Source organism: Syntrophales bacterium, from assembly GCA_026417625.1.
GTDB lineage: Bacteria > Desulfobacterota > Syntrophia > Syntrophales > UBA8958 > JAOACW01.
Genome location: JAOACW010000002.1, coordinates 57,008 through 70,582 on the forward strand (window position 1 = coordinate 57,008; position 13,575 = coordinate 70,582).

At 44.5% G+C, this 13,575-nt stretch carries 15 protein-coding genes; 10 read left to right on the top strand and 5 right to left on the bottom strand.

The window, feature by feature from the left end; translation table 11 throughout:
- Positions 1-3: 3 nt before the first annotated feature.
- Both N2317_01815 and N2317_01820 read left to right on the top strand, forming a co-directional pair.
- Positions 4-435, top strand: a complete 432-nt coding sequence (locus N2317_01815; GenBank protein MCX7816234.1) for a response regulator — start codon at positions 4-6, stop codon at positions 433-435.
- Positions 432-1,823, top strand: coding sequence for an HD domain-containing protein (locus tag N2317_01820; GenBank protein ID MCX7816235.1), 1,392 nt, complete (start codon positions 432-434; stop codon positions 1,821-1,823). The genes N2317_01815 and N2317_01820 overlap by 4 nt, the downstream gene beginning before the upstream one ends.
- 9 nt (positions 1,824-1,832) lie before the next feature.
- On the opposite strand, the gene N2317_01825 is transcribed toward N2317_01820, so the two are convergent.
- Positions 1,833-2,276, bottom strand: a complete 444-nt coding sequence (locus N2317_01825; GenBank protein MCX7816236.1) for a Spy/CpxP family protein refolding chaperone — start codon at positions 2,274-2,276, stop codon at positions 1,833-1,835.
- 239 nt (positions 2,277-2,515) lie between these two features.
- Between N2317_01825 and N2317_01830 the strand changes: the two genes are divergently transcribed.
- The 4 genes from N2317_01830 (at position 2,516) to N2317_01845 (ending at position 6,781) form a co-directional block, all read left to right on the top strand.
- The gene (locus N2317_01830; protein ID MCX7816237.1) at positions 2,516-3,208 is read left to right on the top strand and encodes a hypothetical protein; all 693 of its coding nucleotides are present in this window, start codon (positions 2,516-2,518) and stop codon (positions 3,206-3,208) included.
- Between the two features lie 427 nt (positions 3,209-3,635).
- Positions 3,636-3,818, top strand: coding sequence for a hypothetical protein (locus N2317_01835; protein MCX7816238.1), 183 nt, complete (start codon positions 3,636-3,638; stop codon positions 3,816-3,818).
- 16 nt (positions 3,819-3,834) lie between these two features.
- Positions 3,835-5,190, top strand: a complete 1,356-nt coding sequence (locus N2317_01840) for a VWA domain-containing protein (GenBank protein ID MCX7816239.1) — start codon at positions 3,835-3,837, stop codon at positions 5,188-5,190.
- A gap of 19 nt (positions 5,191-5,209) precedes the next feature.
- Positions 5,210-6,781 (top strand): AAA family ATPase, encoded by a 1,572-nt coding sequence (locus N2317_01845; GenBank protein ID MCX7816240.1) that lies wholly within the window; start codon positions 5,210-5,212, stop codon positions 6,779-6,781.
- 20 nt (positions 6,782-6,801) lie between these two features.
- Here N2317_01845 and N2317_01850 read toward each other — a convergent pair whose 3' ends face one another.
- Both N2317_01850 and trxA read right to left on the bottom strand, forming a co-directional pair.
- Entirely contained in the window at positions 6,802-7,587 is a 786-nt protein-coding gene (locus N2317_01850) for an outer membrane protein assembly factor BamD (protein MCX7816241.1), read from the bottom strand.
- 50 nt (positions 7,588-7,637) lie between these two features.
- A complete protein-coding gene (gene trxA / locus N2317_01855; GenBank protein ID MCX7816242.1) occupies positions 7,638-7,967 on the bottom strand; it encodes a thioredoxin in 330 nt (109 codons plus the stop codon).
- A gap of 125 nt (positions 7,968-8,092) precedes the next feature.
- Between trxA and N2317_01860 the strand changes: the two genes are divergently transcribed.
- The 3 genes from N2317_01860 to speE all read left to right on the top strand — a co-directional run bounded on the left by N2317_01860 (position 8,093) and on the right by speE (position 10,569).
- The gene (locus tag N2317_01860; protein ID MCX7816243.1) at positions 8,093-8,806 is read left to right on the top strand and encodes an MTAP family purine nucleoside phosphorylase; all 714 of its coding nucleotides are present in this window, start codon (positions 8,093-8,095) and stop codon (positions 8,804-8,806) included.
- A 34-nt stretch (positions 8,807-8,840) separates the two neighbouring features.
- On the top strand, positions 8,841-9,317 hold the full coding sequence (locus N2317_01865; GenBank protein MCX7816244.1) for a hypothetical protein: 477 nt from the start codon (positions 8,841-8,843) through the stop codon (positions 9,315-9,317).
- A 403-nt stretch (positions 9,318-9,720) separates the two neighbouring features.
- Complete coding sequence (gene speE / locus N2317_01870) at positions 9,721-10,569, top strand: polyamine aminopropyltransferase (GenBank protein MCX7816245.1); 849 nt, start codon at positions 9,721-9,723, stop codon at positions 10,567-10,569.
- A gap of 10 nt (positions 10,570-10,579) precedes the next feature.
- On the opposite strand, the gene N2317_01875 is transcribed toward speE, so the two are convergent.
- A complete protein-coding gene (locus N2317_01875) occupies positions 10,580-11,371 on the bottom strand; it encodes an MBL fold metallo-hydrolase (protein ID MCX7816246.1) in 792 nt (263 codons plus the stop codon).
- Between the two features lie 3 nt (positions 11,372-11,374).
- A complete protein-coding gene (locus tag N2317_01880) occupies positions 11,375-12,607 on the bottom strand; it encodes a molybdopterin molybdotransferase MoeA (GenBank protein ID MCX7816247.1) in 1,233 nt (410 codons plus the stop codon).
- Positions 12,608-12,658: 51 nt separating this feature from the next.
- Between N2317_01880 and nadA the strand changes: the two genes are divergently transcribed.
- Positions 12,659-13,573, top strand: coding sequence for a quinolinate synthase NadA (nadA, locus tag N2317_01885; protein ID MCX7816248.1), 915 nt, complete (start codon positions 12,659-12,661; stop codon positions 13,571-13,573).
- The last annotated feature ends 2 nt before the right edge of the window (positions 13,574-13,575 follow it).

Below are 13,575 nucleotides of genomic sequence, written 5' to 3' on the forward strand. Positions count from 1 at the left end.
GGTATGAGTGATAGAAAAGTGCTTTTGGTTGAGGATAAATTTGACGATGTTGAATTGATAGTAAAGGCTTTAAGGGGGATTAACGTCCACACTAGCATGTTGTTTGTGGCACAGGACGGTGAAACAGCATTAAAGTATATCTTCGGTAATAATAAAGCACGAGTGAAGTCTCTATCTTTTGTCATGCTTGATCTGAAAATACCAAAAGTTGATGGTTTTGAGGTGCTCAGGGAAATCCGCTCTGATGAAGAGACAAGGTTGCTACCAGTGGTAGTTTTTTCTTCATCCTGTGACGAGAGTGATATTGAAAGGAGCTATCGTTTAGGGGCAAACAGTTATGTTTGTAAACCTGTAGAGTTTGAACAATTTTTGGGTGTGGTGAAACAGATTGGACATTACTGGCTTTTTTGTAACAAGACGTGTCCGGTTTTATGATGAATAAAACACTCAGGCTGCTTATTGTAGATGATAGTGAAGACGATGCCACTCTTATGCTTTGGACCTTAAAGAGGGAAGGATATAATTGTATCTCTAAGGTGGTTGACCAAGAGGAGGAGTTTCGCAAAGCTCTTCAAGAAGGTGTGTGGGATATAGTTATTTGCGATTATAGTTTGCCCAGATTTAACGGTATAAAAGCTCTTCAGATTTTAAAAGAAAAGGGGCTGGATATACCTTTTATACTTGTTTCAGGCGTAATAGGAGAGGAAACTGCAGTGGATGCCCTGAAGGCAGGGGCGTGGGATTTTGTGTTGAAAGATAGACTTACTCGTCTGGCACCTGTTGTTGAAAGGTCCCTGAGGGAGGCGGAGCATAAACGAAAGCTTAAGGAGGATGAAGAGTTATTGAGAAAGGCGTATAGGGATCTGGAAACCATCTTCAAAGCTATAGGTTATCCAACAATGATTCTGGATACTAACTACAGGATCCTCGATGCGAATAGAGTGGTCACTATGATAACGGGACTTGAGAAGGAAGAACTCGTCGGTCAATACTGTTACAAAGTGTTTTATTCTGGAGGGATCTCCAACTCCTCTCCTCCTCTTAACTGTCCGATGAGAGAACTGCTGTCGAATGGTGGGAGGGATAACGCCCAGGGTGAGGTGGAATGGAAGGTAGGTTACTTCATCGTTAACTGTACACCTGTGTTCGATGACCGGGGTGAGATAGAAAAGGTTATCCACGTTGCCACGGACATTACAGAGCGGAAAGAGTGGGAAAACGAGCGAAAGGCTACCATCAAAAGGACAAGGGACGTGCTCATTGCGTTTGTCAATGCGATGGCCAGTGCGGTTGAAAAAAGGGACCCTTATACCTTTGGGCATCAGCGGAGGGTTGCTAAATTGGCCCAGGCTATTGCCGAGTCAATGGATTTTCCTCGTGATATGGTAGATGGTATCTACTTGGCGGGGCTTGTCCACGATATCGGCAAGATCTCTGTTCCGTCAGAGATTTTGAGCAAACCATCGACACTTACAGAGATAGAGTTTCAGTTAATAAAGACCCATCCAGGGGTGGGGTGGGACATACTGAAGAACATAGACTTTCCCTGGCCCATCGCACGCATTATCCTTGAACATCACGAACGAATCGACGGTTCCGGCTATCCAAATGGGATTAAAGGCGAAGAGATACTGATAGAGGCCAGAATCCTCGCTGTAGCTGATGTAGTGGAAGCCATGGTTTCCCACCGCTCCTATAGACCGGCGCTTGGCATCGAAGAGGCCCTTTTGCATATAATGACCCATTCAGGGTCATTGTATGATCCTCGTGTTGTGGATGCATGTGTTAAATTGTTCCGTGAGGGAAGGTTCCACTTTGACTGAATGTAAATATCAGTGACGGCAGTGCATGCCCCTTCTGGGTCCTCTTTCTACCTGGATCAGTTTAAGTTTTGCTTGCTGTTCGGGCGTTAGAATTTTTTGGATTTCCAGTCTATATACGGTGTGTTTTTCCCGTAATTGGCTTCTTAGTGCATCTATCTCTCTCTGTAGAGAGATGATTTTCTCCTGATCGGGTGGTTGCTGCAACCACAGGATGCGTAGTTCACCATTCTTGCTGAACAGCTTGTCACGGATGGGTTTTGTTTCCCGAAGATACGCTTCCCTCAAAGAGGAAAGCTTAGCTGCCTGTTCCGACGTAAGGTTTAGGTCCCTTATAGTAGTGATGTCAGCAGGCCCCGAAGGACATCCCCACCAGCCATGCCTGGATTCCGCCGGTGTATACATTGCAGTTAACGCTAGGATGGCAATAACTAAAAAGGCAAGTTTCTTCTTCATGGTTCTTATTCTCCCTTTTTGAGGTTATTTTGAACAAAAAATGTGCCAGGTTTTTACCATTCTGAGATGGAGGATTTGCAGTGTTTTTTTAGATTGCGTTTTGTTCTTGTGGTTCATGGTGGATACTTTGTATACAGATGAGACTGGGAGCTGTATAATTATTATGCGCATGTTAGGTATGTTATCTAGCTCTATTTTCTCGTTTTCACCGTTATGTCAGTTAATGTTTGTTTATGATTATGGGTGAGTTCATTAAAGTTGTTGTCTTGCACTTCGATGAGGTGTATTGTCTTTACGATCGGAAAATAAGGCGGTGGGGGGAAGAGATCGATCTGAGAGATATTCAGGAAACGAGGTATCTTTGTTCGTGGGAGAATCTGGCGAGGATAGAGAAACGCCTTCCCGATTTTGGTAGATGTGTGACCTTTATAGGTAAGGGTGATTACCACTACGTGACTTATCTCTTTCTAAAAAGGTTGGGGACCCCCTTTGTCCTGCTCATTCTCGACAACCATCTGGATATGAAGAAAACCTTTAATGGTTACATAAGCTGTGGTTCGTGGGTAAGGGAGGCAGCAGAGCTTTTAAAACTTGAGAGGGTGTTTTTTGCCAACGATAGGATAAGGGGTGCTATAGGGGATAAAATAACTGGTTGTTCCTTCGTTTCCGAAGAGATAAAGAAGTTGGTGGGTGATATGCCCCTTTATGTGAGTATCGACAAAGATATACTGAGCAAAGCATATGTAGACACAAACTGGGATCAGGGAGATCTTTCCCCAGCTGACATTATTGAGATCATAAAGAGTTTCCCCAAAGAAAAGTTCCTTGGCATTGACATATGCGGTGAACCTGATGGGTTGAGTTTTTATGAGCATTCAAGAAGCGAAGAGATCAACTTGATGATTCTGAGAGGGATATTTGAAGAAAAGTGATGGGATCTTATGCGAATTGCCGTTATTTGTCATCTTTTTCATTCCTGCGCAGTTTAAGCGTTTCATCGAACTTAAGCCTTTTTGGGTATTGGTGGGATAAAGGTACTCCGCGATGGGATATATGGTCCTTTGCGTTTCGTATTTATGGCTGATCATGAGTACTCCCGTAAATATAACTTCTACGATTTTCCGCATAGGCGTTTAGGGATTCGTTTGAGGAATCTGATATTGATATCCTTGTTGAGATTTTCGCCTTTACGGAGAAGATTCGTACGCCCTTTGAAAAAAAGATGGTGGCGCCCTGTGTTCGCTGGTTGAAGGGAGGGAGAAGAAAAACTGTTAAATCTCCATCCTACGCTATCTGTAGTAAATGTTTCCCACCGGGACGATTTGATTGTTGTTTAAATTAACCGGATCGGGGGTACGCATGTTATGGGAGTCTTTTACCAAAGTTCTGTTCGTGAAGTTGACTCTTCTGGGAAATGGTTTTATCTATGGGATAACACAGAGAGATTTGTACACCCGGGGTTGGTTGGGCAGAACACTCAATGTTGGGGTGGCCTTGGGTTACGGTATGATGATGCTTTCTTTCCTCGGGGTTAAAGGTTAAAGCGGGAGAAATGGGTATGGTAGATGCGATGTTACGTGATTTTTTCTCTGTAGCGCGAAAGGTGGGTGTTTCCATTTCCACTTCTGAAGCCATAGATGCCGTGAAAGCTGTCGAACTCGTAGGGTTTGGAGATAGGGATACCTTGCGGGATGCTCTCCTCGTTTCCCTCGCAAAGACATTTTCTGAGAAGGCTCAACTTGCGGAGTGTTTCGATCGCTTTTTTTCCCTTAGGGCTATCCCGTTGAGCAATTCAGTCAGAAAAGAAAGGTCAGCTAAGTTGTTTAGAGAGAGGATTAAAGGTGATGTTCCACTTACATGGGCACTCATCACCGGCGATGTGGCAGGACTTTTCAGTGCCCTCGGTGCCGCAGCCGATCAGGAAAACATATCGGGTATGCGTTCAAGTATTCAGCTTAACCTGTTTACCTGGAGGATATTGAACAGGATGGGTATTTCTGAACTTGATGCACAGATACGGGAGCTGTGTGAGCAGGGAGACACATCGGCTCTTGAACTAGCAGCTATACTGCAGGATTTGCGCGACCAGTTCGTGAAGGGTGTGCGGGATTATGTGAGGCGGCGCTTTGAGTCATCCTGGGATTTGGAAGAGTTTAGAAAAGGTGAGGAGTTGAGATTGCGGCGAGTAAGTCTTTCAGCTGTGGAGGAGAAAGATTATGAAAAAATGCAGTTCCTAATCCAGCGGATAGTGAAGCGACTGAATGATCTTTACTCCCGTCGCCGCAAACGGGCTCGCCGGGGTGTCCTAGACTTCAAAAGAACACTGAGGAAAAATGTGACGTATCAGGGGTTTCTTTTTGTTCCTATGTGGAAAAAGCGGAAAATAGATCGTCCGGATGTGGTGACTATATGTGATGTTAGTCGTTCTGTTATAAGGTACGTTCGTTTTCTACTTCTTTTTCTCTATGGATTGAGCAAAGAGATTGTACGGATAAGGTCGTTTGTCTTTTGTACGAATCTTGTAGAGGTCACTGAGCTTTTTGAGAGGTATTCCGTAGCCGAGGCTATAGAAAGGATCCAGAATGTGATCGACATCCCCCTCATAATGGGGCGAACAGATTACGAGAGGGCATTCGGTGAGTTCTGCAGGCATTATTTGGATGCGGTAAATCACCGAACAACAGTTCTCGTTCTCGGGGATGCTAGGAACAACTATACTGATCCTCATCCCGAAAATCTCCGTGCCATATACGAAAAATGCCACAGACTTATATGGTTGAACCCGGAAATTCCCTCTCTTTGGGGCTCAGGAGATTCAGAGATGCACCGTTTTGCACCGTTCTGTACTAAGGTGCTGGAATGCAACACGGTGGACCATATTGACCGTATTGTTTCTGTAATACTTAGAAGGTGAGTATTTGGAGGTGTAAATCTTGGACAGGATAATTACCGCGATGAGTAACCCAGCGTTTTATCCTCACAACCCGGAGAGTGTTGATGTAGTTCAGACCCATATCTCTTTCATATTTCTCGCGGGTGATGAGGTTTATAAGGTAAAAAAGCCAGTGGATTTTGGTTTTCTTGATTTCACCACTTTGGAGAAGAGACGTTTCTTCTGTGAGGAGGAGTTGCGATTGAACAGGCGATTGGCCCCTTCTGTGTATCTCGATGTGGTACCTGTGACCGAACAAGGGGGTTCACTTAGTCTGAGCGGTGCGGGGCAGGTGGTGGAGTATGCGTTGCGCATGAGGCGTCTTCCTGAGGAGAGAATGCTGAAGAAGCTTTTGAACCGTGAGGATTTTGATCCCTCTGTGATGGATGTTATAGCGGAAAAGCTCGCGTCTTTTCACAGGGATGCAGCGACGGGAGAGCAGGTAAATGTTTATGGAAGCTTGGATACGATTCGAAGGAATCACGAAGAGAATTTCTACCAGACTGAGAAATATCGAGATATAACCATACCTTCAATCACTTTCCGTTTTATAAAATGTTACGCTTACTCATTCATGGAAGAAAAAAAGGAACTTTTTGAGAAAAGGGTTAGGGATGGTCGCATCAGGGAGGGACATGGAGATCTCCATTTGGAGCACATTATAGTGGCCGACGAGGAGGTTGTTATATTTGATTGCATAGAGTTCAATGAGCGTTTTCGCTGCGCGGATGTTGTTGCTGACGTGGCCTTTCTTGCGATGGATTTAGATTATAACGGTTATCCCTCGTTTGGTGATCGGTTTGTGAAGGCGTACGTAAATGCAAGTGGTGATGGAGAGCTTAACACTCTGCTGGATTTCTACAAGTGCTACTATGCATACGTTCGTGGCAAGGTGGTAAGCTTCAAGCTAGACGATCCTCACGTGGATGACCGGGAGAAGGAAAGAGATCTTGAGGTGGCCCAGAGGTATTTTGATCTCGCGTATACCTATGCGGCTCGCATGGATGTTCCCGTGCTTGTCGTAATGGCGGGATTGATGGGAACGGGAAAAAGCGTACTAGCCGAAAGAATAGGGAAGAGGATCGGTGCGGAAGTAATAAGAAGCGATGTTTTGAGGAAGGAGATGTTTTCTATTCCGTTAACAGAACACCGTCTGGATCCCTTTGGAGAGGGGTTATACACAGAAGACATCTCTAAACGAGTTTATGCCCGTGCCCTTGAGCGGGCTCTATCCACGTTGTCGAGAGGTAAGTCGGTAATTATCGACGCTTCATATAAGAGGGCAGAGGAGAGGAAAAAGGTTTCAAAAGCAGCGGAAACTATGGGTGTAAAGTGTTTCGTTGTGGAATGTTTGTGTCCGGAAGAGACGGTAAAGTCGAGATTGGAATCTCGGATGAGGACCTCTTCTGATGCTTCAGATGGACGCTGGGAGATCTTCGAAGCGCAGAAAAAGGATTTTGAACCAGTTCGAGAATTTCCGTCATCGCTTCACATTAGAGTTGATACATCACAGTCCATAGAAAGATGCGAAGAGCTTGTACTTACCCGTTTGAAGGGATGGGTTGAGTTATAATTTTGTGATTACTTTATTAATCACGGTGTATGCCTTCCTCTTCCGTCTTCCGGTAGTTTTAACCTCTGGTCTTCCGCGGCTCTATCGAGTAGAGATTCCTTTATTTGTTCTTTTTTTGCTTCGTTTTGTTGTTTTTCGATTTCCCTTTTATCAGTCTTGGCTTCCTCTTTGGCGAGGCGTTCCCTTGCTTCCTTCAGGTAAGTTTTGGTTTTGTAATCCAGACCTAGATTGGGGTAGTTCTTCTCGATGTACTCAAATCGTTTAATCGCGGCACGGTATTTCTTCTGTTTGAAGTAAAATTCGCCGACATAGAACTCGTGTTCCGCTAATCTCCTTCGGCATTCCTGCAATTTCTGCTCAGCTAAAGGGGCGAATTTACTCTGTGGATATCTAGTAATTAGCTTTTCGAATTCCTTAACTGCCCTTATAGTCGATGTTTGATCCCTATCTATGGACATCATCTGTTTGTAATGACACATACCTAGCTGGTATATTACGTAAGGTACATGTTCGTTAGTAGGGTGAAGATTGAGAAAATCCGTGTATGCCAGCTCTGCTTCTGCGTAGTTACCTTCACTGAAGTACGCGTCTCCTATGCCTATCTCTGCCATGATAGCAAGATGATGGATGGGGAACTGTTCTTTGAGTCTAGTGAAGTGCTCAATAGCTCTTTTGTACCTGCCATCTTTGTAAGCTTCCACACCCGCCGCGTATAGCGCTTCAGGTGTTCCCCTGGCCATCTTTCTCCTGCCCCAGAGATCTTTCCACCAGGCACACCCTGTAAAGGTGAGGAGCAGAGACACCATTAGAGTTGCAGAGATTATTTTTCTATGGTTCCTCAAATGTGGCCTCAGTTTTAAAGTACCTTTTTTATCATCGCCTCGATCTTGTCTTTGGGTACCACACCAATCACTCCGTCAACGGGGGCCCCATCTTTAAAAAGGATAAGGGTAGGGATGCTCCGGATACCGTATTTCGACGTAGTAACTGGATTTTCGTCCACATTCAATTTGGAGACTATGATGCGATCACCGTATTCCTGAGCGATTTGTTCAATGGTGGGTGCAAGCATTCTGCATGGACCGCACCACGGAGCCCAGAAGTCAACAAGCGCCGGTTTATCGGCTTTGAGTATCTCTCTATCGAAACTCTGATCAGTCACTACGAGAGGGGTTTCCCCTTTCATTTTCTCCTCCTAAAAAAGGCTAATATTGAAAATTTTTTCTCACATCGCCTCAACCTTGTCAATCTTCTTTTCTCTACATTGAAAATCTGGTATGGATTCTTTTAAAGGCAACGTTTGAAAACACTATGAGACGCTTGGGAATCATATCTGGTACCATTGCCCTCTGGCAAGATAGAATCGCACGGGAATTTGAACGAAGGGTAATTGAAACCCCCTATGGAATTACTCCTGTATGGTTCTCGGCAGATGTAGCAATAGTGGCACGCCATGTCGAAGAGTCAGGTCGTGTCTATGTCCTGCCTCATAGGATAAATCACCCAGCGAATCTGGCGGCCCTTAAATCGCTTGGTGTTACTGAAGTGGTGGGTTTGAACTCCGTTGGTTCTCTCAAATTGGATATTACACCTGGCTCTGTTGTTGTGCCCCACGATTTTGTTATGCTTTACCCGGGACCAACCATAGCTACGGATGCTCCATTACATATCCTTCCAGTTTTGAGTGAGAGAGTGAGGGAGAAGTGTCTTAAGGCGGCGAACCTCTGTGGCATTGAGGTGGTTTCCAAAGGTGTTTACTGGCAGACACCGGGGCCAAGACTGGAGACAAAGGCAGAAATAGCAATGATGGCAAATATAGCCGATGTTGTGGGAATGACTATGGCTTCCGAAGCGATTATCGCGAGGGAGATGGAGATAGAATATGCTTCACTCTGCTCCGTGGATAACTACGCTCACGGTATTGTTGAAGAGGCTCTGTCATTGGAGACAATTCTTGAAAACAGCAGAAGGAATGCCCAAAGAATTGCCACTATCATTGAAAGGTACATAGAGATGATGCGTTAAAGGTTGGTGATCGTGTTTTCCATGGGGATGATTTATGAATGCTAATGAGGCGAGAAGATTGGGGTTGCTCCTGGAGACCATGGCTAAGTTAGAAGAGGCTATAGCGGAACTTTACGATGAATGTGCCTTAAAATGGTCAAATGAGGGGATGTTCTGGAGGGAAATGGGTGAAGAGGAAAGGAGGCATGCGAAGATACTCAGACAGCTCGTAGAGATTTTGAGGGAGAATCCCGACCAGTTTGAGATAGGCCGTCTCTTTAATGAGGTGGCGATTAATACGGTGATTTCTGGGGTAAGAAAACATACTGAAAGTGTTCGAAAAGGAGTTTATGATTTTGTTAAGGTTTTGAATATTGCCAATGATCTGGAGTCTTCCCTTCTGGAATTCCGTTATACGGAGCTTTTTAAGACGAGAAACGTTGGGTATCAGAATTTGCTGAACGAGATATTTCAGGAAACGGTGAACCATCGTAACCGGTTGCTAAGGAAAATAAAAGAGTCGAATGTTTAGAAAGGTCTTTAGGTGAAACCACCTCTATTCCTTACCGTTTAGAGCCTTAATTTTTATTTGCAATAAAAATTTTATACCCCTTTGAGGTTTTTGGTTTTTTCCCTTTTTATATATGGCATTTCTCTCTGGGACTTATGATGTTTGAATCGTTCCTGGAACGGTTGTATGTCATATGCATTTGTGTGATTTTGAGAGCTGTAAATGCTGTCCGATAAACCGATGTCTCAAATCGGGTTGCAGGTGTATGTGAAAGATTTTAGGTGTCCAGTTAATAAGCAATAAATTGTCGTCTGCGGTCTCTACGTACTTTGTCAGACCAGCTCTTGTCCCTTATGTTAATTTGTGATAATCGGGATTTTTTCGAATATTTCACAATTCCTCGAACGAAGGAGAATACTGAGCCATGCATCTCTGGTTTACTGAAAGTGATATAAGGAGTTTTGGTCCTTTGTTTAAAGTAAAAAGAACACTTTGCCTTGTGGAGAGTAAGTTTCAGAAGATAGCCGTTTACGAGACACCTGAATTGGGACGTCTACTCGTTATTGATGGATTGGTTATGAGTTGTGAGTACGATGAGTTTGCCTATCATGAAATGTTGGCTCACGTACCTCTCTATGTACATCCCAACCCGAAATATGTCCTGATTATCGGTGGAGGTGATGGAGGAACGTTGAGAGAGGTTGTTAAACATGAGACGGTTGAAAAGGTGGATCTCGTGGAGATAGATGAGGAAGTGATAAAAATAACCAGAGAGTTTCTCCCAGGTCTCGCATCTGCCTTTGATCATCCTAAGGTCACCATCTGTATAATGGATGGCTATGAGTATGTAAAATGTGCCCGTAATCTGTATGATGTAATACTGGTGGACGGATCCGATCCGGTTGGACCGGCGGAGAGACTTTTTTCGCAGGAGTTCTTTGAATTATGTCGCCGGATACTGAATGATGAAGGGGTCTTTGTGTCTCAGACAGAAAGTCCATATGATGTGAATCTAAAAGCACACGTGCCGGTTATATTCAGCCGTTTGAGGGCCGTTTTCCCCAGAACCATGATGTATCTTGCCAATGTGTCCACCTATCCATCGGGATTGTGGTCTTTTGCCTTCTCTTCTGACCGGTATGATCCAATTGAAGATTTTCGGAAAGATCGTTTTGAGAGGGATGGGCTTGTCCTTAAATACTACAATGCGGATATACACAGAGCTGCATTTGTATTACCAAATTTTGTCAGAGAGATAATAGGGAGCAAGTGAGTGTTGTTGCTCAGAGGGTTTTTATCACATTGAGAGAGGACCATTCACCTCTCGAAATGTATGTAGCGAGGGTCTTTTGGGGAAATAAAATGCGATCTATTTCTTCTATCGTAAATCCTTTCCGTTTAAGATCTTGGACTTTAACCTGCAAATCCTCAAGGTACTCTTTTTTCTTTTGGATTAATTCCCGACCTTTAGTGTAAGGACCTCTGTGAGAGCAGAAAAGGTGAGTAAAGTCAAGTGAGAGTATCTTTTCCAGAGCTTTTATCATATCAGCTGCATTTTCTTCATGAAATATCGAAATGGGTTTTGTGGTGAGAAAAAGATCGCCAACGAATAGCCATCCCCTGCATGGTTCGTGAATTACAACATGGTCGTAACTGTGACCGCCTACATGTATCACATGGAGGCGGTGACTCTTAGTTTCCAAAAACTCCGGGTGGGCAAGAGCTTTAAAAGGTAGTCTCCTTCCCCAGAATAGACGCCTGTAAAGTGGAAGGGGACTTTCGATCTCTGTTTCCTCAATTCTTAGAGGACTAACGTAGATGGGGACTTCTGGGTAAACATCGTTTATCCAGTATCCCAGCCCACAGTGATCTTCATGAAGATGCGTTATTATGACCTGATTAGGTCTAAATGTGGTGAGGAATTTTTTTATATCCCGGGAGAGATTTGAAGGACCTGTGTCGATTAGAGTTCCCTCAACGTAGTAAATGTAGACATCAAGTTTTAAACCAAAAAAACTTGCTGTGAGTTTTCCGATTACAAGATCATCCTTCGGGTCGTGAAAGATTTTAGGCATAACTTAACCCATTTGTGAGTCCCTATCAATAATGTTCTCCAGAAGTTGCACCTCTACCTCTTCACCGCTAAGAATGCTTTCCCTTTCTTCAGGCAAAACGATTAGAGCATTTGCTTTTACCATGGATTTAAGAATGCCCGATCCTTGAGCACCTGTGGTGGTAACGTAAAATTCCTTTTCCTTTTTTTCCACTACGCCTCTTAGAAAGTACCTGAAACCCTTCTTTTTTTTAATGTTCTCGGTGGTAATTGCCCTTATTACGGGACGAAAAAGTTTTCTGAAACCCATCATTTTGAGTAAGGAAGGTCTGACGAACTGTTCGAACGTCACCATGGACGAAACGGGATTTCCAGGCAAACCGAATATGGGCGTTTCGGAAATCGTACCAAAGGCGAGGGGTTTGCCAGGGCGCATCGCTATCTGCCAAAATTGCACTGTTCCCATGTCTCCCATCACGTGTTTGACCAAATCGTACTCCCCGACAGAAACCCCCCCTGAAGTGATAATTATATCGGCTCGTAGACCCGCCTTGAGTTTTTCGATCAGGTCTTCCCTTCTGTCTTTTGCAATCCCAAGGTTTACAGGGATCGCACCACACTCCTTCACCTGAGCCATGGTACTGTAAGTGTTACTACTTATAGTTTTCCAAGGACTTTCTCCTTCGTCGATGTCGATGATCTCATCTCCCGTTGCTAGAATGGCAACTACCGGTCTTTGGTGTACTTCTACAAAAGCTCTGCCCAACGCGGCTAACATTCCCACCTCCGGTGGACGGATCACTGTTCCTCTAGGAAGGACAAGTTCCCCTTCTTTAACATCCTCACCGGCATATCGGACGTCAGTGTTGGGGTTCACCTCGGTGAATATGAAAATTTTCCTCCCCTCTCTTCGTGTGTCTTCTACTCTTACCACTGCGTTTGCACCCTCCGGAAGAGGGGCGCCTGTCATAACACATGCCGCTTGGCCGGGATGGATTTTCTTCTTCGGAAAGGTTCCTGCAGGAATTTCCTCAACAATGTCCAGAATAACGGGATTTTTTTTGGAAGCTCCTTTTGTATCCTCGAAACGGACAGCGTAACCATCCATAGCGGAATTGTTGCGCGGGGGTATGTTTCGTTTTGCCCATATGTCTTCCGCAAGAACCCGCCCCAGGGCATCTAGAATCCCTACCTTTTCGGTGGGGAGAAGCTCGAAAGTTGCAAGTATTCTCTCTTGGGCTTCTCTTACAGTTATCATGGTGTATTTTGTCCTTGAATAGCCAATAATAATGTTATAGTAGTTCCCGTCATGCATGAAGTAGAACTGAAAGTCAAGATAAGAAGAATGCTTGCTGAGAAAGACGGAATTCTCCTAGCCCATTACTATCAAAGACCTGAGGTTCAGGAGATAGCTGATTTTGTTGGTGATTCTCTGGCTTTGAGTATTCAGGCAGCACGCACTAAAGCGAAAATTATTGTGTTTGCAGGTGTTCACTTCATGGCTGAGAGTGCGGCGATACTATCCCCTGAAAAGACTGTCGTATTGCCCAGGATCGATGCCGGCTGTCCTCTTGCGGATATGGCTACTTCAGAAGATTTAGAACGGGCCAGACTAGAATATCCCGATGCGGTTTTCGTTGCGTACGTGAATTCTACGGCAGCCGTCAAGGCCAAAAGTGACATATGCTGTACGTCAGCTAATATTTTAAAGGTCGTCTCATCGCTTGAAGATGTGCGCAAGGTTGTTATATTACCCGATGGCAATCTTGCCCGCTACTGTGCCCGATTTTTTCCTGAGAAGAATATCATCCCCTGGCCGGGGTACTGTCCTGTGCACAAACGCCTCCGTGTGGAGGATGTAATCAAGGTTCGAAAAATGTATCCTCGGGCGGTATTTGCCGCTCATCCAGAGTGTGATTCAGAAGTGCTGGACCTTGCCGATTTTATTGGTAGTACAGCGGGTATAATAAGCTTTGCAGGTGAGACTGAAAAAAGGGAAATCATAGTTGGCACTGAATGCGGTATTTTCACAGAGTTAAGGAAGCGATATCCTGAAAAGGTATTCATATCACCTCTTGAAGACTTTATCTGTCCAGAAATGAAGTACACTACCCTTTGGGATGTGTACAGGGCCCTTAACGAGGTTAGTCCAGTGATTAGCATTTCTGAGGAGATCGCGGAGAAGGCGAGGTGGGCACTGGACAGAATGTTATCAGTTAGGTAATT